The organism is Streptomyces sp. NPDC094143 (assembly GCF_040303825.1).
Taxonomy (GTDB): domain Bacteria; phylum Actinomycetota; class Actinomycetes; order Streptomycetales; family Streptomycetaceae; genus Streptomyces.
In genome coordinates, this window is the sequence record NZ_JBEOTZ010000068.1 from 1 (window position 1) to 20,730 (window position 20,730).

Here is a 20,730-nt window from a genome sequence, read left to right on the forward strand (position 1 = left end):
CGCCACCACAGTCGGCGAGTCCCCCACGTATGACCGGCGGAAACGTACCGGGCCCGGACCCGAGACCTGGCCATCGGCAATGGTGGCGTGGCCGTGGTGCTGTTATGGCTGTGGATCCTGATAGGCGTCACAGCGACCGCGCTCTCCGGGATCGCGATCTACCCGCTGGTCAAACAGATCCGCCGAAGGATCTCCAAGTCCGTGCCCAATGTGCGGCCTGGTTGTGCTGCGGAGCCGAAGTTATGGACAGGGTTCGATCTTGTCCATTGTCCACTTGAACTGCTCCGTGTCCGTGGCCCGTTCGCCGATGTCGGCATCCCAGCCGCTACCTGGCACGGCCCCGGGCGGTGTCGTGTTAGGTCAGCGTCTGGGCTGCTCAGAGGGCTCCCAGGGCGGTGGCGAGGCTGCCGAGCAGGACTCGGAGTGCCGGCGACTCACTTGCGAGCAGGGTTTCACCGGGGCAGGCGAACTCGTGACTATGGACTCATGCGGGCGAGAGCATCTCCTGAAGGATGCGCTGCAGCTCGGTGCGGTCGTGCGGAGTGATCCTTGCCAGCCTGCGGTCGTACTCCGCCGCGAGGGCTGCAAGTGCTCGATCGCGTGCTTTCGTGCCCTCGTCGGTCAGTACGAGCCGGTGACGCCGCAGGTCGGCCTCGTCGATCTCGCGGCGGATGAAGCCCTTGGTGACGAGGTTGCGGACGTAGACCGTCACGCTGGCCTTGGGCAGCAGTAGCGCGGTCGCGATCTCGGCCGGGTACGGCGATGCCTCCACCTCGGCCAGGACGAAGAACTCCTTCGTCTCCAACCCGAGCTCGGCCAGCTCCTTTGTGCAGGCATCCATCACGACTGCCAGCAGCCGCTGGTTCAGCGTCCACAGCTGCGCCCCGTCGACCGACATGCGGCCCCTCCATTCAGGTGGTACAGTTTCGTATTAGTTAGGGATCGTACAAGATATGGTCTCGTACTGGACTCCTATGGAACAACAATCTCACGAAGGAAGCCAGGCATGATCCAGCACCTCACGATCCCGCGCGGCCCCATCAACCTCGCCGCACACCTCCACCTGCCCGACAACGCCGACAGCAGCACACCGCTGCCCGCCGTCGTGCTCTCCACCCCAGGCAGCAGCGTGAAGGAACAGATCGGCGCCAACTACGCCTCCCGTCTCGCCGCCCGCGGCATCGCCGCGCTCGTCCTCGACCCCGGACACCAGGGCCAGAGCCAGGGCGAGCCCCGCGACCTGGAAGACCCCTACCGCCGAGGCGAGGACATCTCCTACGCCATCGACCTGCTCACCACGACCCCCGGCATCGACCCGCAGCGCATCGGCGTCCTCGGCATCTGCGCCGGCGGCGGCTACGCCGTGCACACCGCCCGCACGGACCATCGCATCAAAGCGGTCGGCACGGTCGTCCCCGTCAACATCGGCAACGCGTTCCGCAGCTGCTCCCCCGACGGTCCGGCCGCAGCACTCGACGCCCTCGCGGACGCACGGACCGAAGAGGCCCGCTCCGGCGAGATGACCCGCGTGAACTGGCTGCCCGACACCCTCGAGGACGCCGCGGCAGCGGGCCTGACCGACATCGACACCACTCAGGCCATCACCTACTACCGCACCGAGCGCGGCGGCAACGAACACTCCACGAACCGGCGCCTCCTGCGCAGCGACTCCCTCCTGCTGGGTTACGACGCCTTCCACCTGGCCGATCAGCTCATGACCCAGCCCTTGCAGGTCATCCTCGCCGGACGCATCGGCAACACCGGCTCCTACGACATGGGCATGCAGCTGTGGAAGCTGGCCCCCAACCCCGTCGACCTCATGGTGATCGACGGCGCGGGCCACTACGAGATGTACGACGAACCCGCATACGTCGACGCCGCCGTCGAACGACTCACCAGCTTCTACACGAACAACCTGTAAGGCACCCGAACCGGCCAGCCCAAGCGGCCACCGCCCTAGCTACCGAAGGGCGGCACCTGCTGCACAGCGCCGGATCGGCTGCTGCCCGTCCCGGGCGTGCTGGAACGGCCACACCATCGAGGAAATCGCCGAGTACGCCCACGCCCAGCACCTGCTCCCCGCGCTGCGCGCGGGTTTTGACGCCTACCTGGGAGAGTACGCATGAGCCGCCCGCTCGACAGCGTCGCCCGCAAGCAGGCCCGCCTGCTGCAGTTCCGCACCGCTCCCGCTGACTGAGGTAATTGCCTACCGGCCCGACGCCCCCGTCATAGACCTGGCCATGGAGCTCTCGCGCGAGTACAAACGCAACGTCAGCACCGGTCTGGACGTGCAGCCGCCCTACCGGGCGCTGGAGTGTGTCCTGCGCGCGCGGCGGCGGGCACCGGGCGCGCTGGCAGTGGAACGACGGCTGTTACGAACTCCTGTGCGCGGCGCCGATCAGCGCAGAGGACCGGCGCGACGTGTTCCGCTACTGGGCCGAAGCCGTGGTCCCCGACCCCGACGGCCGACGCGTCGGCCAACAGCTGGCCGAACTCCTCGCCCGGGCCGAGCCCCGCTGCGCCGTCCTGTCCCCGCCGCCGAGCACCGGCAAGCGCTCGCGCGGCTGGTGGCCGGGCGAACTCGCCCGCTGGCGCCTGGCCGAGAAACTCGCCGCACTCGAGTGGCCCCGCAACAACGGCGCCCCCGTTCGTTTCGCCCTGTGCACCGACGGCCGCCTGGCCGCGATCGGCCACGAACTGCCCGCCGCACCCGACCGCAAGGGCATCGTGCGCCACCTGCTGCCCTGTATCACCATCGGCACCGCCGCCAGCGGGCACTCCCGCCGCCACGCGCTGACCGTGAACGCCACCACCACCCTCCTCGCCACCTCCTGGAAGGGTGTCGCCACCGTCCTGCTGGCCAAACCCGACCAGCCGCTCGTCGTCGCCGCGGCCACCGACGGCCAGCCGTGGAAGCGCCGCCTGAACATCCCTGCGGTCGCCGCCAGCCGCCGCCTGGCCGCCCTTCCCCGAGCACCTCACCGACGACGCCCTGGCCGACACCGCCCCGGGGCCCGTCTGGGCCGTCGCCCCGGCCAGCGTCCGCACCCCCGGCCTGGGCCGCGGACACGGCATGGAGTTCTTCCGCCGCGTCGAGGAGGCCATCGACACCCGGTGCGAGAAGTACCGCCACCGCAGCCCCGTGTTCATCGAGGTCCCCGGCATCAGGGTGCCGCCCACCGAGAGCGGCTCACGCGTCAGCGGGCCGATCCCCCTCGAACGGATCCCTGCCAGCGAGAAATGCCGCCGCGAGCTGCAGGGCTTCGTCGTGCGCCATCATTCGTCTCCAGTCCGTCGGCTCGACGGAGGCACCCTAACTGCTCGTGGCTGGTGTGATCACGGCGTCGGCGCCGTCCTGGATAGCATCGTTCACCGGGCTGAGCCCGAGGCAGTTCGGCAAGCTGATCACCACGTTGAGGCGCGAGGGTACGGACCCGGTACGCAAGGGCCGGCCGTGGAGTCTGCCTCTGGAAGACCGGGTGCTGCTTGTTGCCGCGGGCGGACGAACTGATCACACACAGGCAGCGGCCACGCCCGACTGGATCGGTGAGGCCCGCTCACTGATCAGCCACGAGATCGCACGGCACCTCGCCACCTCCGCACGCCGCCCATCGACGAACTCACCGAGCTGCAGATCACGCTCATCTGGGCATGGCGCCACACTGACTCCGAGGCCTGCCGGACCTGGATCAACGAACGTTTCGACCAGAAGTGGGACCCGCTTGCCCTCCTCGCCGTACTACTCTCGCCCGACCGGTCGCCGTTCCCCGTCATCGACAGGGACACCCTGCATAGCCTTGACGCGCTCATCGGCCTCGACGCGCTGTACAGCCGCCTCGGCCCACTCCTCCACGCCCCTGCAGCAGACCCCGACAACCCCCAGGACGAACACCCGGCGCGCATCTTTCAAGCACTCCGGGAACCCCCAGCCAGCGGCTGACCACCCCCTGCCTCATCCCCCAGGAGAAGAGGGAGCAGCAAGCTGTGGCCGAGCAACCGCTCGCCCTCGCACCCGAACAATGGCAGCGCCTCGCCACCGCCCGCCAGGCCTGCACCGACACCGTCAGCCCATACCGCGACGAGACCCTGCAAGAAGTGACCCAACGTGCATGCACCAGCGGAAGCATCGGCAAAGCCGACATCGGAGCACTGCTGATGTGGAAACGGCTCAGAGCCGACACACCCTGGGCGGCCGAACTCATGGCGCTCGCAGACACCGACGCACGCCGCGCAACCGCCACAGCCGCGAAAGCCGCCCGGGACACCTCCCTCAGCCGCAGCGCAGCAGCACAAGCCGGCCGCGCCGCCCTCGCGCACCTACCTTCCGCACCGGTGACGCCCTCGCCTCCGCCGTCCTCACAGCAGCCGCACCAGACCGCATGGCCATCTACGACCGGCAAGCCCACGGCGGACTGCGCCCCCTCGCCACCGCCCTCAGCGTCAGGTTGCGCAGCCTGTCCCCGCCCGGGAGCTGCCCGCCGTTTTCCACCAGGCCGTGCTTGCGCAGATCGGACAGCGCACCCGTGTGTGAGGCGGTGCTGGCCTGCTCCCACTTGGTGAGGTCGGCTTGTCGGTGTGCCGGTAGCACGGCCAACTGCTCGCCATTCCACCGTCATTCCTTCATCCCGCAGTCCTCCGTCATTCCTTCGTCCCGATCGCCTCCACTGGGCGGACGCGCAGCAACAGGCGGGTGGGCAGCATCGCGCCGGCCATGGCCAGCAGCGCCGTCGATCCGACGATCGCGAGCCAGCCGAGCGGCGGCACGGCCGGAACCGGTCCGCCCGTCAGCGCCAGGGTGACCAGGGTCAGGGGCGGCACCGACAGCAGCGTGCCCAGGACCCCTCCGACCGCCACCACCGCGAAGCTCTCCCGCCGCACCATCCCCAGCACCTGCGCCCGGCTGCTGCCGGTCAGCCTCAGCAGAGCGAACTCCCTGCGCCGGGAGGCGGTGTTCATCGCCTGCGTGTTGACGACGGTGAGGGCGGTGTACGCGAGGATGACCCCGACCACCACGTAGTTCACCCATGCCACGGCCCGATGCTCCGCCACCTGTGCGTCGGCGGCCAGTGCGCCGCTCGGCGTGGCACCCGGGTAGGCCCGTGCCAGCGCGGACAGTTCGCGCGCGGTGTCGCCGTCGGCGCCGGGGGCCGACCGGACCAGCACCGCCTGGTCCAGGCCCGCCGTGGTGTGGGACAGCAGCAGGTCGTGGTCGAAGGTGAGGTCGGCGAAGCCGAGTCCCCGCCCGTACACGGCGATCACCTCGCCGGTGAAGGGCGTGCCGTCCCCGAGGTACAGCCGGGCCCGGTCGCCGACGCCCAGTCCCAGCCAGGAGGCGGCCGTGGTGCTGAGGGCGACCGTGTCCGGGGCCAGGGCGGAGAGGTCTCCTTCCCGTTCGTCCAGGTCGACGGTGGCGGAGAGGGCCGCGGGTCGCAGTCCCTGCGCGGTCAGCGAGACGGTCTCCTCCGTGCCGAGCAGCGAACCCACGCCGATCGCCGTGGAGCGGACCACACCGGTGGCGGCCGTCACCCCCGGCAGTTCGGCGGCCCGGCGCGCGAACTCCGGTGACATGCCGGCGGGCGCGGTGACCACGTGGTCGGCGACGGTGCCGGAGCGTATCTCGTCGGCGGACCGGCTCAGTTGGGTGGTCTGGGTGAAGACGACCGTCGCGGCGAAGGACACCGCGAGGACGATGGGGGTGATCGCGGCCGCCGTCCGGGCGGCCCCGGCACGTGAGTTGACCGCGGCGAGCCAGCCGGTGACACCGGTCCGGTCCATCAGCGGTGCGAGGACGGCCGTGGCGGCGCGGGCGATCAGCGGTCCGAGGACCGCGGCGGCGATCACGAGCAGCAGGACGAGGGAGTTGGCCAGTCCTACGAGGGTGAGGAAGTCGGTCCGGTAGCCGAGGCCGAGACCCAGCGCGGACACGGACAGCGCGAGCAGTACACCGCCGGTGATCAGGCGGCCCCTGCCGAGGCCCGCCGGTTCGGCGGCGGCCTCGCGCAGCGCCTCGGTGGGGCGGACGCGGGCGGCCCGCCGGGCGGCGACGGAGGTCGCCGCCACCGCGGTCAGGACGGTGGCGCCGACGGCGGTGAGGAACGGGAGCGGGCCGATGACCGGCCGGAAGTCCGGCGGCACCAGGCCCCGTCCGGCGAACTGCCCGCTCAGCCAGTGGACGACTCCGACGCCGAGCGGGCAGCCGAGGACTCCCGCGACGAGGCCCGCCACCGCCGACTCCGCCGTGATCATGCGGTACAGCTGCCCGGGGGTGGTGCCGATCGCGCGCAACAGGGCCATCTCGCGACGGCGGTGGCGGACGGCGAGGGACGTCGTGGCGCACAGCACGAACACGGCCACGAGCAGGACGTTGCCGCCGATGGCGGTGGCCAGTCCCACGAGGTTGGCCGCGCCGACGGCGATGTCGGTGAACTCCGCCTCACCGCGTGCGTCCCCCGTGTACACGGCCGCTTGGTGTCCGGCCAGTACCCGTTCCAGGGCGGGCGCCACCGTGGCGGGCGCGGTGCCGGGCGTGGTGAACACGCCGAACGCGTCGGCGGAGGCACCGGAGTGGGGCGCGAGCCGCTGCATCGCGGCTCCGGAGACGTAGAGGACCGCCTGGCGGGGCGTGCGGTCCCGGTCCAGGGCCACCAGTCCGGCCACCCGGAAGGTGAGCGGGGTGGAGGCGGTCATGAGCCGGACGGTGTCACCGGTCCGTACCCCGGCGCGTGCCGCGAGGCGGGTGTCCAGGACGGCCTGGTGGGCCCCCTGGGGGCCGTGCCCCTCGGTGAGGCGGAAGCCTCCCAGGACGCGGCTCGACCAGGTGTGCGCCTGCGGCAGGGACCCGTTGGCGCCGGTGACGGCACCCTCTCCGGCCAGCAGACGCACCGTGACGCGGCGGTCGGGCACCACGGATGCGACCCCCTCGACCGCGGTGAGGTCGCGGGCCAGGGAGGCGTCGAGGCGCGGGCGTTCGAGCAGCGGCTGGGAGCTGCGGTAGTCGGTTCCGTCGGCGGACTTCACGTCGAGGTCGACGGACTGCCGGCCGGCGACGATCAGCGGAGCCCTGTCGTACCGTTCGGGCGGCAGGGTGGAGCGCAGGCCGGATTCCAGCAGGACTCCGCAGGCGCTGATCACGGCCGCGCCGAGCAGGAGCGCGGTGAACGTGGCGGCGAAGGCCCCGCCGCGGGCGCGCAGGGTGGCCAGGGCGATCCGCAGCATCAGCGGGTCCTCCGCAGCTCGGTCATGACGCTCTTGACCTCGGCGGCGGACGGCGAGTCCACACGGCTGACCACGCGTCCCCCGGCGAGGAAGAGGACCTGGTCGGTGTGCTGGGCGGCGACCGGGTCGTGCGTGACCATCACCACGGTCTGGTGCAGGTCGGTCACCGCCTGCCTGAGCAGGGCGAGGATCTCGTCGGCGGTGTCGGGGTCGAGCGCACCGGTCGGTTCGTCCGCGAAGATCACTTCGGGGCGGGTGACGAGGGCGCGGGCGATGGCGACCCGCTGCTGCTGTCCGCCGGAGAGCTGCGAGGGGCGCCGGCCGAGCAGCCCGGTGAGGCCGACCGCGGCCATGACCCCGTGGAGCGCGTCGCGGTCCGGCTGCGTTCCGGCCAGCCGCAGGGGCAGGGTGACGTTCTGCTCCACGGTGAGCGACGGCAGCAGGTTGAAGGCCTGGAAGACGAAGCCGATGCGGGTCCGGCGGAACCGGGTGAGCTGCTTCTCGTCCAGCTCGCCGAGATCCTGCCCGCCGAGATCCTGCCCGCCGAGCTGGACGGTTCCGGACGTCGGCCGGTCGAGCCCGGCGGCGCAGTGCAGGAAGGTGCTCTTGCCGGAGCCGGACGGGCCCATGACGGCGGTGAAGCCGCCGGCGGGGATGCCGGTGCTGACGTCGTCGAGTGCGACGACCGCGGACGGCCCGCGACCGTACTTCTTGGTCACCTGGGTCATGCGTACGGCGGTGAGTGACGGGTCGATGCCGATGGGGGCGCCGGGGGTGGCTTTCCGGCTGCGTGCTCCGAGCATGTGCTGCCTCTGGATCGTCGACGGGTGCGGGGATGTGTCCAGTCCACCGGCGTCCGGGGCCCGTGGCCTCCGCCGGTACGTCGAATCGCCCGCTCCGTCCGGCGGCTGAGGCGCGCCGGCGCTTCCGCCACCGGGACGAGGCCGCTGGGCACAGCGCCACCCCGTGCGCGGCGCTCCTCCTCCTCAGGGAGGAGACCGGGAGAAGGAAGGCGGCCACGCGATTCCGACCCCAGAGGGGGCAGGCCGGATGAGCAGGCCCTTTACCGTGGGAGCATGAAAGAACCGGGGTCACTCGCGGGCCGCCAGGTGCCCGCCGCGGTGACGGACCTGACGCTGGCCGTCCTGGCGGCGGCCGCGTGCCTCGCCCTGCCGCAGGCGGTCCCCCCGGACAGCGTGTCCCTGCGACAGCCGGACGAGTGGTGGCTCGTGCTGGTGCTGCTGTCCACGCTCCCCCTGGCGGTGCACCGCCGCGCGCCGCTGGCCGGCCTGCTGGTGATGGCGGTCGCGGCCGGGACGCTGCAGCACCTGTCCTACGTCCCGCAGCTCGCCGGGCCGGAGGGCACGTCGATCGGTCCCACCTACCTGGCCGTGGCCACCGCCGTGTTCCTGACGGCCGTACGCGGCTCGCCGTGGGTGACGACCTTCGTCGCGGCCGTGTTCATTCCGCTCAGCGCGCTGGCGGAGGCCTTCCTCGCACCGGCGGGGCACCGGCTCGCGGCGCTGCTGACCGACGCCGTGCTGCTGCTGGCGGCGTGGGCCCTGGGCCGGCTGTCCCGGGCCCGGACGGCCGTACGGGACGAGGCCATGCAGCGCGCGGCCGCCCTGGAACGCGAGCAGGCCGCCAACGCGCGGGCCGCGGTGATGCAGGAACGGGCGCGGATCGCGCGCGAGCTGCACGACATCGTGGCCCACAACGTGAGCCTGATGGTGGTGCAGACGATCGCGGCCGACCGGATCCAGGACCGGTCGCCCGACAAGGCGCACGAACTGCACGCCACCGTCGAGCAGACGGGCCGGGACACCGTCACCGAGCTGCGCCGGCTGCTGGACGTGCTGCGCACCGAGGAGGACGCGGAGGGCGCACCGTCGAAGGAGCCGCCCCAGCCGACCATCGACGCGCTGCCCGCCCTCGTCGACGCCGTGCGGGCCGCCGGCCTGGACGTCGACTACGAGGTGTCGGGCCCCGAGGTGGCGCTGCCCGCGGGCTGCCACCTGACGGTGTACCGCGTCGTGCAGGAGGCGCTCACCAACACCGTCAAGCACGCCGGCGCCACCCACGCCCGGGTGCGGCTGCTGTGGGAGGAGGAACCGGGACGGCTGCACGTCCGCGTCTGCGACGACGGGCCGGGCGGCGCCGGGGAGGCCCCGGCCGGACCCCACGTGACCGCGGAGGGCTCCGGTCATGGTCTGCTGGGGATGCGGGAGCGCATCGCCGCCACGGGCGGCACACTGCACACCGGCCGCCGCCCGGGCGGCGGCTACTGCGTCCACGCCGTCCTGGACGTGCCCGAGGACGACGGCATCGCGAACAAGGGGGGAACCGCGCACCATGGGATCCATCAGCGTCCTGCTGGCTGACGATCAGCCGATGATCCGGACCGGCTTCCGCTACATCCTGGAGGCGGAGCCCGACATCGAGGTCGTCGGCGAGGCGGCCGACGGCCACGAGGCCGTCGAGGCGACCCGGCGGCTGTCACCGGACATCGTCCTCATGGACATCCGCATGCCGCGGATGGACGGGGTCGAGGCGACCCGGCTGATCGCCGGGAGCGGTCTGCCCAGCCGGGTCGTCGTCCTGACCACGTTCGACCTCGACGAGCACGTGGTCGACGCCCTGCGGGCCGGGGCGAGCAGCTTCCTCGTCAAGGACGGTCCCGCCGACTCCCTGGTCTCGGCCATCCGTACGGTGGCCGCCGGCGAGGCCGTGCTCGCGCCCCGGGTCACCCGGCGCCTGCTGGAGCGCTTCGCCCGCCTCCCCTCGGACGCCGCTCCCCCGGTCCCCCCGCGTCTGGACGTGCTGACCGGCCGTGAACTGGACGTGCTGCGGGTCCTGGCGCGCGGACTGTCCAATTCCGAGATCGCCGTGGAACTGAACATCGGCGAGACGACGGTGAAGACGCACGTCGCGCACATCCTGGAGAAGTTCCGCCTGCGCGACCGGGTGCAGGCGGTGGTCCTCGCCTACGATTCGGGCCTGGTGGAGCCGCGCCCGGCCCGCGGACCCGAACAGCCCTGATGTCCCGGGGGCCGTGGCACGCCGTGCCCGGAGCGCCCATTCCCCCTCCCGGACGCCGCCGATTCCGGCCCGTCCCGCCCCACCGGAAAGGCACTGTCATGCACACATTGATCGGTCTGCTCGTCGTCCTCGTCGGACTGACGGTCATGGCGACCTTGGAGAGCCGGGCCCGCCGGCTGGACCGGCGGATCGCCCGGCTGGACCACAGGCTCGACCTCCTCATGCGGCACCACGGCGTGCCCGACGACGACCCCGACCTGGCGGAGGTGGCGGCCCTGGTGCGTGCCGGACAGCACATACCGGCGATCAGGAAGTACCGCGAGGCCACCGGGGCCGGCCTGCTGGAGGCCAAGCAGGCGGTCGACCGCCTCCAGCGGTGACGGCACGCGCCGGCGGGGATCCGGACGGAACTTCGGACGTGAGGCCCACGGACCAATCGGTACGGAACCGCACCGGGGACGTCGCCGCGGACCGCCTGGGACCGGCCTTCGGGGCCCTGCGGCGGCAGGGCCGGTCCCTGCCGCCGCTCGTCCTCGGCACTGTCGTGCTGGCCTGTGCGACGGGGCTGGCCGCGACCGTGACGGCCTTCGCCCTGGCCTGGCCCCGCTTCACGCAGGCGTGGCACGACAAGCTCGCGGCCGAACGGTCCGAGGACCCCAACTTCGCCCAGCCCGAGTCGGTGCTGCTGCCGGCCCTCGGCGCCGTGCCCGTCCTCCTGCTGGCCGCGGGCCTCGTCGCGGCGGTGGTGCACGCGGCGTGCACGGTGTGTGTCACCGCCCCGCGGGGCCCGTCCCTGACGGCGCGCGGTCTGTGGCGGCGCACCCGTTCCCGCGTTCCGCGACTCGCGGCGGTCTACGTGTTGCGCAGCACCCTGGTGCTGTCGGCGGCGCTGGCGAGCGGTGCCTTCTGCGTCGGGCTCGGTCTCGCGGTCGACGCCGTTCCCGGAGTCGACCCGTTCGGCAGCGACGGGCCGTTCACCCCGACCGGGATCGCGCTGATGCTGACTCCGGCGACGGTCCTGCTGCGCGCGGGCTTCCTGCTCGCCCCGGCCGCGAGCGCCGTGGACGGCCTCGCGCCCCGCGCCGCGCTGCGGCGCTCGTGGCACCTGATGCGGCACCGTGCCGCGCTGCCCTGGCTGCTGGGTGCCTGGCTGCTCGGTGCCGCCTGCACGAGTGCCGTCTGGCTACTGGTCCGGCAGTTCGCGGAGCCGCTGCACTCCGCGGCACGTGACGCGGTCCTGACCGGTCTCACCCCCAACACCTATGTCGCGCACGCCGCGGGCGTGCTCGCCCCGGTGGCGACGGCGGCGCTCCTGTGCACCGCCGTCGCCCTGCCCCCGGCGCACACGTACCTCACGGCCGCCTACCTCCGCCTGGGTTCCGGCGGAGGCAGGTGAGGGCACGGGTGCGGGACCGATTCCCGCCCGCGGCATAGGCAGCTTCGTCTGGATCATCGGGTGGACCAGAGGAAGAGGCCCGCGATGTGAAGTCCGGCCAGGTAGATGGTGGCGGTCTTCGCGTAGCGGTGGCGATGCCTCGCCGCTGCTTGAGGCGGTTGATGCACCGCTCGACGGTGCTGCGCTGCTTCTCGGCATCGACTGCCCGCCCGTGGTCGGTGCCACCCCGTCCGTGCAGGCGCATGGGCACGGACTGGAAGATCGAGCTCGACGGGAAGCCCTTCAACCCGCGGCAGATCAGCGCCTTCGTGCTGCAGAAGCTGAAGCGGGACGCCGAGGCCTACCTGGGCGAGGAGGTGACCGACGCGCCTGGGAGCTGACACGCGGAACCATGACCACTCGTGCTCTCCCTCACGAGCAACCTGTGTGCCGCCGTCACTTCCCGCGGAAGCGGGCGGCTGCCCGTGTGCCGGGAGCCGTAGATCTGTTGCTCCAGCATCCCGACCGCGACGCGGGCGAGTTGTTCCTTGTCCGGGGAGACGGTGGTCAGCGTCGGCGTGCTGTAGCGGCCGTCCTCGATGTCGTCGAATCCCGCGACCGCCACGTCCTTGGGTATGCGCAGGCCCTGGGCGAGTGCGGTGCGCTGGGCGCCGAGTGCCAGGAGGTCGTTGAAACAGAAGACCGCTTGCGGCGGCTCGTTCAGGGCGAGGAGCCGCGTCATGACCTCCGCGCCGTCCCTGCGGTGGTAGGAGTCGGTCGGCGGCGCGAGCGCTTCGTCGTAGGCCAGTCCGGCTGAGGCCAGTGCCTCCTTGTAGCCTGCCAGCCGCAGGTGCGCCGTGTTCGCGTTCGGGCTGGTCTGACGCCCGATCGCGGCGATGCGGGTATGTCCGAGCGACAGCAGGTGCTCGGTCACCTCCTTCGCCGCGCGCTGGTTGTCGATGGCGACGTGGTGGGTCGGGCCCTCGACGATCCGCTCACCGAGCAGGACCAGCGCGGTGGAGTCGTTGCGGTCGGCCAGCTCGTCGCGCCCGACCGTGATCGGGCTGAAGATCAGGCCGTCGATGCGCTGCTCACGGATCCCTTCGAGGACCTGCCGTTCGCGTTCCGGCCGCCCGTCCGTCTGCTCGATGATGACGGTCCAGCCCCGTTCGGTCGCCGCGTCGATGACGAAACGGCTCAGTTCCGCGAAGTACGGTGCGTCGAGTTCGGGGAGGGCGAGGGCGACCACACCGGTGCGTCCCTGGCGCAGGTTGCGGGCGGACAGGTTGGGGCGGTAGTCCAGTTCCGCCAGGGCGCGTTCGACCTTCTCCCGGGTCGAAGGGGCGACGTAGGTGTAGCCGTTCACCACGTTCGACACGGTCTTCACCGAGACTCCGGCCAGGGCTGCGACGTCCTTGAGACTGGCTGCCACCAGATCACCTCCACTGCGCCTCCGGGGGCGCCTTCACTCACGCGGCGAGGACCACCCTGGCACAGGGGTTGATCGCTACGGTCACCATTCGTCCCGCCCGCAGTCACGGCCACGATTCGAGCAACTGTTGTCCGACCACTTTACGACGCTGTTTCAACGATGTAATCGTACTCCCCACAAGCGACGCACCGGTGGCGTGCGTGTGTCGTGGTCGCCCCGTTCCGCCCCTGTCCGCGGCAGCGGAAAGGAGACGGTGGCCGCGGCCGGCTTCCCCTCCGTCACACCCCCAGGAGTTCCCCCGCATGGTCACAGCGCGACTCACTCTGGACCCGGCCTTCGAGGTCGGCACCGTCGACCGCAGGCTGTTCGGCTCTTTCGTGGAGCACATGGGCCGGTGCGTCTACACCGGTGTCTTCGAGCCCGGGCATCCGGCCGCCGACGAGGACGGCTTCCGCACCGACGTCCTGGACCTCGTGCGGGAACTCGGCGTCACGACCGTGCGCTACCCGGGCGGCAACTTCGTCTCCAACTACCGCTGGGAGGATGGGGTAGGACCGGTGTCCGAGCGGCCCCGGCGGCTGGACCTGGCGTGGCGGAGTCTGGAGAGCAACGCCTTCGGACTCAACGAGTTCATGGCCTGGGCCGGCAAGGCCGGCGTCGAGCCGATGATGGCCCTCAACCTGGGCACCCGCGGCGTCGCCGAGGCGCTCGACCTGCTGGAGTACACCAACTACCCGCAGGACACCGCCCTGTCCGACCTGCGCCGTTCCCACGGCGTGGACCGGCCGCACGACGTGCGCATGTGGTGCCTCGGCAACGAGCTCGACGGCCCCTGGCAGATGGGCCACAAGACCGCGCACGAGTACGGGCGCCTGGCGGCGGAGACCGCCCGCGCCATGAAGCGTTTCGACCCGGATCTGCAGCTGGTGGCCTGCGGCAGCTCCAACGCCTACATCGACACCTTCGCCGCGTGGGAGGCGACGGTCCTCGAGCACACCTACGAGTTCGTCGACTACATCTCGCTGCACGCCTACTACCAGCCCGAGAACGGTGACGTCGACTCCTTCCTGGCCAGTGGCGAGGAGATGGACCGCATGATCTCCGCGATCACCGCGACCGCGGATCACGTGGGAGCGCGGGTACGCAGCGACAAGAAGATCAAGCTGTCCTTCGACGAGTGGAACGTCTGGTACCAGCACCGGTTCGGCGGCGAGTCCTCCCTGCCCTGGCGTGAGGCGCCCGAACTCATCGAGGACGTCTACGACGTGACCGACGCCGTCGTCGTGGGCAGCCTGCTGATCACCCTGCTTCGGCACGCCGACCGCGTGGGAGCCGCCTGCCAGGCCCAGCTCGCCAACGTCATCGCGCCCATCATGACCCGGCCCGACGGCCCCGCGTGGCGCCAGACGATCTTCCACCCCTTCGCCCGCACGGCCCGCCACGCCCGCGGCACCGTGCTGCGCGTGGAGCCGGACTCCCCGCTCGTCGACACGGCCAAGTACGGCCCCGTTCCCGCCCTGTGGGCGACCGCCACCCACGACGAGGCAAGCGAGGAGGTCGTGCTCTTCGCGGTGAACCGCAGTGCCCGGGAGGAGCTGGCCCTCTCCGTCGACCTGCGCGCCTTCCCCCAGCACCGCGTCGCGGAGCACGTCATCCTGCACGACACGGATCGCGCGGCGACCAACACCGAGGCCGCGCCCGACCGGGTCCGGCCGCGGGACGTCAGCGGCACCAAGATCGACGAACACGTCCTCAGCGCGGACCTCCCCCCGGTCAGCTGGAGCATGATCCGCCTTTCCGCGGCCTGAGCCCCTCCACTGCACCGCCGCCCCCTTCGACACCGCATACCCATCTCAGGAGCAGGAAATGACGCACAGCACCGCTTCCCCCTCGTCCGCCGTCCACCGCAGGACGTTCCTCGGCGCGGCCGCCGGTGTCACCGTGGCCGGTGTCCTCACGGCGTGCGGCGGCGGCACCAAGGTGGGTGCCGGACAGAACGACACCGACGACACCCCCGCTTTCAGCGGCGACGAGTACAAGGGCCCCAAGGTCACCCTGGAGTACTGGAACGGCTTCACCGGCGGCGACGGCCCGCACATGCAGGCCATGCTCGCCTCCTTCAACAAGAAGTACGAAGGCCGCATCACCGTCAAGAACACCACCCGGCGCTGGGAGGACCTCTACCCGGCGATGCCCACCGCCATCAGCGCGGGCAAGGGCCCGGACATCGCCGTAATCCACAACGACCAGATCGCCACGTTTGCCGTGCGCGGCACGCTCATGCCGTTGGACGACGTCGTCTCCGCCCTGAAGCTGACCGAGTCCGACTTCATCCCCGCGGTGTGGCAGGCCGGCATCTACGACGGCAAGCGCTACAGCGTCCCCCTCGACGTGCACTGCCTGGCCGACTACTGGAACGCGCGGCACCTGAGCCGCGCCGGACTGGGCAAGGCCCCGGACGACCGCGCCGGCTACGAGGAGGCGCTCAAGGAACTGAAGTCCGCCGGCATCGCCCAGCCCTTCTGGATGCCCAACAAGTGGCCGGCGCACCTGATGTTCATGAGCCTGCTGTGGCAGTTCGGCGGTGAGTTGTACAACGAGGAGGGCACCGAGGCCCTGTGGGGTTCAGAAGCGGGCGAGGAGGCCCTGGCCTGGATGACCGAGCAGATCCGCAAGGGCTACAGCCCTGGGCAGGTCGCGCAGGACTCCCAGTACAACGCCTTCAAGAACGCCAAGGTCAGCTTCACCTGGGACGGCATCTGGCAGATCAACGACCTCAAGTCGACCGCCAGGAGGATCAAGTGGAACATGTCGTCCCTGCCCACGATCGGGTCCACGCCCGCGGTGTGGACGGCCAGCCACAACTTCGTCCTGACGTCCCAGGCCGGGCGGGACAAGAACAAGGTGCAGGCCGCGAAGTTCTTCATCGACTACATGAGTGAGCGCTCCACGGAGTGGGCTCAGGCCGGCATGATCCCGGCTCGCAACAGCGTCCGCGCCACTCCCGAGGTGTCCCGTCTGCCGCAGACCCCGCTCGCCCGGAATGTCGACGTCTTCCGCTTCCTGCCGGCCCTCCCCGGCCTGGGCGACGTGCAGAGCAAGGCACTCGAACTGGCCGTCCAGAAGGCCGTTCTGGGCCAGCAATCGCCGGGCGACGCACTGGCCGACGGGGTGAAGACCGCCAACAAGATCCTGGCCGACAACAAGCAGAAGTACGCGAAGTGAGGCGATCCCGGTGCGACGGCTGACAATCCCGTCCGCCACGAAGGACCCGCGAGAACGGGACGCGGACCTCACCGCGGTCCGGGCTGTCTCACGCTCCTACCAGTGGTGGACACCCTATGTGTTCATGGCACCGTACCTGGTGCTCTTCCTCACCTTCGTGGTGATCCCCATCGGCTACGGACTGTGGATCAGCCTGCACCAATGGGACATCAACCTGCCGGCCAAGCCCTTCGTGGGACTCGACAACTACCGGGAGTTGTTCGACCCAGGGAGTGTGGACGCGCCTCGTTTCTGGCAGGCCATGCGCGCCACGGGCATTTTCACCCTGCTCTCGACGCCCCTGCTGCTGATCGTGCCGCTGTTCACCGCCCTGCTCATGAACGGCAGGTTCCGCGGCCGCAACCTCTACCGGGCCGTCTACTTCGCCCCGTACGTCCTGGGCGTGGCCGTCGTCGGTCTTCTGTGGCGGTTCCTGCTCGACGGCAACATCGGCCTGGTCAACCACTACCTGGGGCTCATCGGTCTGCCCGACGACATCCAGTGGACGACCGACACCCCTGCCGCCTGGTGGGCCCTGGTCCTGGTGACCGTGTGGTGGACGCTCGGCTTCAACTCCGTGATCTACCTCGCCGGTCTGCAGGACATCCCGGCCGAACTGTACGAGTCCGCCAAGGTCGACGGAGCCGGCGCCTGGCAGCGCTTCCAGCACGTCACACTCCCGGGGCTGCGGCCGGTCGCGTTGTTCGTCGTGAACTCCACGCTCCTGGCCTCGGCCAACATGTTCGGCCAGTCGTACATCATCACCGGCGGGGCTCCCGCCGACGAGACCAAGACCGCCATCTTCCTCATCGCGGAAACAGGTCTGCGGCGCTTCGAGATGGGGTCGGCGTCCGCCATGAGCTTCATCCTGGCGCTCGCCCTGATGGCGGCCAGCGCGGTGGTCTTCCGTGTCTTCCGCGAGCGTCAGGAGGGACGATGACCCACACGGAGACCAAGCAGTGGCGGACGGCCGGGGGGCACCCCGACGCCGACGGGCGGAGCCAGGCGGGAGGCCCGCCCCTCGCGGCCACGCGGCGTCTGCGCCGGTCCCTGCTCCACCTGGTCCTGGCCGTCGTGGCGGCGCTGTACCTGAGCCCGCTCGCGTACATGGTGGTCACCTCCTTCAAGACCGGGGAGGCCGCGGGGTCCACGGATCCGCAGTGGTTCCCCTCCCCCGCCACGCTGCAGGCCTACCGGGAGATCCTCAGCGCCACGGACAGTCCGGTCCTGCGCTGGCTCGCCAACAGCGTCCTCGCCGCCGCCGCGCACGCGGCTCTGGTCCTGGTCACCGCGACCCCGGCTGCCTACGCCCTGGCACGGATGCGGTTCCGGGGCAGGACGGTGTTCTTCACCTCGATCGTCGCGACGCTGTTCGTGCCGCCGATGGTCCTGCTCATCCCGAACTTCCTGATCGTCAACGAGCTGGCCTGGGTGGACAGTCTCCCCGCGGTCATCGTCCCGGGAGCGGCCGGCGCGTTCGGGGTGTTCTTTCTCCGCCAGTTCTTCCTCACCGTGCCGGCCGAACTGGAGGAGGCCGCGGAACTGGACGGCTGCAACCGGTGGCAGATCTTCCTCAAAGTCGTCCTGCCCCTGTCCAAACCGGCATTGACCACGCTCGGCATGCTGTCGTTCCTCGCCAACTGGAACGACTTCCTGTGGCCGCTGTACGTGCTGCTCAGCCCCGATTCGCTCACCCTGCCCGCGGGCCTGGCCAACTTCCAGAACGCCAACAGCATCCACTATGACCTGCTGATGGCCGGGGCGGTGATCGCCAGCGTGCCCGTCCTGCTGCTGTACGTCGTGGCCCAGCGCTGGGTCATCGAGGGTGTCTCCCGGTCGGGCCTCAAGGGCTGAGGACCGAGGGCCAACCGTGCAGCGTACGCGGAACAGGGGGCGCGGGCTGCCGAGCCAGGCCGGGCTGGCCGTTCCATTCTGAAGTCGTGATCCGCCTTTGAGCTGATCGCGTCCAGTGATGCTTTCGGGGCGTCTGGTGCCCTTGCCCACGTGGCGTCGTCCCACCGCCGCCGAACAGCTCGACTCCATACACCGGGCCCCGGGGATACCTTCGCTCCCCGGGGCCCGTGGTGTGTCCGGACGTGGGTCAGGATCTCCCCGGCCGCGGTGGCGGTGAGCCAGTCGGCGGCTTCGGCGTCGCTTATCACTGGAATGGTCATCGTCCGTCGGGGGATTGCGCGGAGGGCGGGAGCGCCGGGTCGAGGAGGGCTTTGAGGGTTTGGCGGTCGAGGACCCTGTCGAGGTGGAGGGAGCGTCGTAGAAGGCATTTGTTGCGGAAGCCCCGCTGCAGCACCGACCTCGTGAGGAGCGTCCTCGTCCTTCACCAGTCATCAGCATGACGTCGAAACGGCTCAATGACCTGTGAAGAGACGGTCGTTGGGGGGCGCATCGAAACTTGACAAAGTGATCCTTGCCTACGCCCACCCTGGCGCTCAACCGTTCCATCATAAGAATCGAGGCCGCGAAGAACGGGACGGGACCAGCAGCGACGAGATCGGGAGGAGCGCGGGCCAGGACGCGGAAGCACCGCGAGGAGAGCGACGGTCCCGTTCGGAACGGGCGCGGCACGCTCACTGGCCCCCTCGGCCCGTGCCTGACATGCGCAGGAGGAGACGATGGAGCAGAGCGGCTTACTCGATCACGTAGCGGAATTCGAGCGCGTGTGGAACGACCCGGCCTACACGCACTCGGCACTGCCTCCGCTGGATGTGAACGAGGTGATCGCGAACAGCTACGAGGCACCCACCCCCTTCACAATGACCCGCGACATGCTGTGGGACATGGAGGTTCGCAAAGCCCGCAATCCCGCGCCGTATCTGCCCTCGGTGATGGAGCCCGGGAGCGTGCGCATCTGGGGCGAGCAGCCGACCGGTGACGACGGAGTGGAAGTCTTCGTACGCGCATCGATGCAGCATCCGTGGATCGGCGGCCCCGACTACGGCTTGGTCCTTGAGCAGGTGCGCCTGGACCCGGCCGCACAGCGCGTCACGTTCATCGGCGCGACGCAACTCGTCGACGATTCCGGTGAACTCGTGAAGGCTGACACGCTCCAGCCTCTCTTCCACGTCGAGCACGCGGTGGCCGGTACGGACTCCCGACCGCTGTCACTGTGGCGGGTGGCCAACCTGACCGATGCCCGCACAACGAGAGAAGCGCTCACTCGCCATTTCTCGCAGCTCGCGAGCCTGCCATGGCTGTACGAGTACATCGAGGTCTACATCAGGGAGGACCTGCGTGTAGACCTCAGGCGACGCCTGCCTGGGATGTCTCACTCTTAGGACTAGCGCGTGTCTCTTTGATGGGTTGGTCAGTGATCGGATGTGTCTGTCCGGTTAGTGATCACTGATGTGATGTGGGGCCGGATCGAGCCGTTGATGCCGGCTGATCCGGTCCCCGGGCGGCGATGCGCCGACCACCGCCGAACCCTTGAGGCCATCGCGTGGAAGTACCGCACCAACTCGCCCTGGGGGACCTCCCCACGAGCTCGGGTCGTTCCAGACCGCTCCCGAGCGGCTGAACAGACGGGCCGTCGACGGCACCTGGGAGATGATCCTCACCGCCGTCCTGGCGTCGGCGGACGCCGACGACGACATCGACTGGACGGTGCCGGTGGACTCCACGGTCGTCCGGGCCCACCAGCACGCTGCCGGAGCACTCAAAGGGGGGCGGCCCACTCCGGCGAGCCCGCCGATCACGCGCTCGGACGCTCCCGCGGCGGGCTGAGCACCAAGGTCCACCTGGCCGCAGACGGCCGCGCACGGCCCCTCGCCTTCACCGTCACCGCGGGTCAGGCAGGTGATGCACCCGCCTTTGAGACGGTGATGTCCCGCATCCGCGTAGCCCGCAGGGGCCCGGGCAGGCCCCGGACTCGGCCCCTGGCCGTTCTGGCCGACCGCGCGTACTCCTCCCGCGCCATCCGCAGCCACCTGCGGCGCCGGGGTATCCGTGCGGTCATCCCGCAGCCGTCCGACCAGGTCGCTCACGCCTGCCGCCGGGCCGGTAGAGGTTCTCCAGGTTCCAGGTGCCGAGGAGCATCGCCTCAAGCATCGATGCGGACCTGCCCGGCAACCGGACGGCCCGAATGCAGCGCGATGCCGCCCGGGTCAAGGAACTGGCCGATAACGGCTTCGACGGGCCGGCCTACAAGGTGTTCGAGAACGACGAACGAGGGCTCGTCGAGTCAGCAGGGGGTCAGGCCCGGTCCGGGGAGACAGGGCCGGGAGGGTCCCAGCCGGACATGCCGGACTCCTTCCGAGAAGTGCACCAAGGGCTCGCCGAGAGGGGCGGGAAGGCCCGCCGCGGTGGTGAGCGTCTCCTCCAGCACGTCGACAGCGGCGTCGGCCAGCGGCCACGGCTCGTGCTCGACGGGCGTCTCCCAGAGCATGCCGAG

16 protein-coding genes and 4 pseudogenes are annotated in these 20,730 nt (G+C 70.5%); 15 read left to right on the plus strand and 5 right to left on the minus strand.

All coding sequences use genetic code 11. The annotated features are described in order from the left end of the window. Positions 1-484: 484 nt before the first annotated feature. On the minus strand, positions 485-898 hold the full coding sequence (locus ABTZ58_RS38025) for a MarR family winged helix-turn-helix transcriptional regulator (RefSeq protein WP_351367448.1): 414 nt from the start codon (positions 896-898) through the stop codon (positions 485-487). A gap of 87 nt (positions 899-985) precedes the next feature. Between ABTZ58_RS38025 and ABTZ58_RS38030 the strand changes: the two genes are divergently transcribed. Further along, positions 986-1,921, plus strand: a complete 936-nt coding sequence (locus ABTZ58_RS38030; protein ID WP_351367490.1) for an alpha/beta hydrolase — start codon at positions 986-988, stop codon at positions 1,919-1,921. Positions 1,922-3,323: 1,402 nt separating this feature from the next. Continuing rightward, a pseudogene (locus ABTZ58_RS38035) lies at positions 3,324-3,536 on the plus strand (IS5/IS1182 family transposase); the annotation flags it as partial. 1,102 nt (positions 3,537-4,638) lie between these two features. On the opposite strand, the gene ABTZ58_RS38040 reads toward ABTZ58_RS38035, so the two are convergent. Next, the gene (locus tag ABTZ58_RS38040) at positions 4,639-7,215 is read right to left on the minus strand and encodes an FtsX-like permease family protein (RefSeq protein WP_351367451.1); all 2,577 of its coding nucleotides are present in this window, start codon (positions 7,213-7,215) and stop codon (positions 4,639-4,641) included. Next, a complete protein-coding gene (locus ABTZ58_RS38045) occupies positions 7,215-7,943 on the minus strand; it encodes an ABC transporter ATP-binding protein (protein ID WP_351367493.1) in 729 nt (242 codons plus the stop codon). Before ABTZ58_RS38045 ends, ABTZ58_RS38040 begins: the two co-directional genes overlap by 1 nt. A 348-nt stretch (positions 7,944-8,291) precedes the next feature. Here ABTZ58_RS38045 and ABTZ58_RS38050 point away from each other — a divergent pair, with 348 nt between their 5' ends. The 5 genes and pseudogenes from ABTZ58_RS38050 to ABTZ58_RS38070 form a co-directional block, all read left to right on the plus strand. After that, on the plus strand, positions 8,292-9,596 hold the full coding sequence (locus ABTZ58_RS38050) for a histidine kinase (RefSeq protein WP_351367454.1): 1,305 nt from the start codon (positions 8,292-8,294) through the stop codon (positions 9,594-9,596). After that, entirely contained in the window at positions 9,568-10,254 is a 687-nt protein-coding gene (locus tag ABTZ58_RS38055) for a response regulator (protein WP_351367457.1), read from the plus strand. The genes ABTZ58_RS38050 and ABTZ58_RS38055 overlap by 29 nt, the downstream gene beginning before the upstream one ends. Positions 10,255-10,352: 98 nt before the next feature. Beyond that, positions 10,353-10,634 (plus strand): hypothetical protein, encoded by a 282-nt coding sequence (locus tag ABTZ58_RS38060; RefSeq protein WP_351367460.1) that lies wholly within the window; start codon positions 10,353-10,355, stop codon positions 10,632-10,634. A 38-nt stretch (positions 10,635-10,672) separates the two neighbouring features. After that, positions 10,673-11,650, plus strand: coding sequence for a hypothetical protein (locus ABTZ58_RS38065; RefSeq protein ID WP_351367463.1), 978 nt, complete (start codon positions 10,673-10,675; stop codon positions 11,648-11,650). A gap of 236 nt (positions 11,651-11,886) precedes the next feature. Next, positions 11,887-12,018 (plus strand): annotated as a pseudogene (locus ABTZ58_RS38070) (Hsp70 family protein); the annotation flags it as partial. On the opposite strand, the gene ABTZ58_RS38075 reads toward ABTZ58_RS38070, so the two are convergent. Then, positions 11,991-13,061, minus strand: coding sequence for a LacI family DNA-binding transcriptional regulator (locus ABTZ58_RS38075; protein ID WP_351367466.1), 1,071 nt, complete (start codon positions 13,059-13,061; stop codon positions 11,991-11,993). The pseudogene ABTZ58_RS38070 and the gene ABTZ58_RS38075 sit on opposite strands and share 28 nt — an antisense overlap. 302 nt (positions 13,062-13,363) lie before the next feature. Here ABTZ58_RS38075 and arfA point away from each other — a divergent pair, with 302 nt between their 5' ends. The 8 genes and pseudogenes from arfA to ABTZ58_RS38115 all read left to right on the plus strand — a co-directional run. After that, on the plus strand, positions 13,364-14,869 hold the full coding sequence (gene arfA / locus ABTZ58_RS38080; protein ID WP_351367469.1) for an arabinosylfuranosidase ArfA: 1,506 nt from the start codon (positions 13,364-13,366) through the stop codon (positions 14,867-14,869). Between the two features lie 58 nt (positions 14,870-14,927). Then, the gene (locus ABTZ58_RS38085; protein ID WP_351367472.1) at positions 14,928-16,286 is read left to right on the plus strand and encodes an ABC transporter substrate-binding protein; all 1,359 of its coding nucleotides are present in this window, start codon (positions 14,928-14,930) and stop codon (positions 16,284-16,286) included. Between the two features lie 124 nt (positions 16,287-16,410). Then, positions 16,411-17,265: a carbohydrate ABC transporter permease gene (locus ABTZ58_RS38090; protein WP_351367475.1), complete on the plus strand. Its 855-nt coding sequence runs from the start codon at positions 16,411-16,413 to the stop codon at positions 17,263-17,265. Continuing rightward, the gene (locus ABTZ58_RS38095) at positions 17,262-18,179 is read left to right on the plus strand and encodes a carbohydrate ABC transporter permease (RefSeq protein WP_351367478.1); all 918 of its coding nucleotides are present in this window, start codon (positions 17,262-17,264) and stop codon (positions 18,177-18,179) included. Before ABTZ58_RS38090 ends, ABTZ58_RS38095 begins: the two co-directional genes overlap by 4 nt. Positions 18,180-18,955: 776 nt before the next feature. Then, positions 18,956-19,618, plus strand: coding sequence for a hypothetical protein (locus ABTZ58_RS38100; RefSeq protein ID WP_351367481.1), 663 nt, complete (start codon positions 18,956-18,958; stop codon positions 19,616-19,618). A gap of 72 nt (positions 19,619-19,690) precedes the next feature. Beyond that, positions 19,691-19,819: pseudogene (locus tag ABTZ58_RS38105) on the plus strand (transposase); the annotation flags it as partial. A 67-nt stretch (positions 19,820-19,886) separates the two neighbouring features. Then, positions 19,887-20,063 carry a hypothetical protein gene (locus ABTZ58_RS38110; protein WP_351367484.1) on the plus strand — a complete coding sequence of 59 codons (177 nt, stop codon included), beginning with the start codon at positions 19,887-19,889 and terminating at the stop codon, positions 20,061-20,063. After that, a pseudogene (locus ABTZ58_RS38115) lies at positions 20,039-20,347 on the plus strand (transposase); the annotation flags it as partial. The gene ABTZ58_RS38110 and the pseudogene ABTZ58_RS38115, both read left to right, overlap by 25 nt. 173 nt (positions 20,348-20,520) lie before the next feature. On the opposite strand, the gene ABTZ58_RS38120 reads toward ABTZ58_RS38115, so the two are convergent. Then, positions 20,521-20,730: DUF2071 domain-containing protein (locus tag ABTZ58_RS38120; protein WP_351367487.1), on the minus strand; the 210-nt coding region annotated here is incomplete at its 5' end.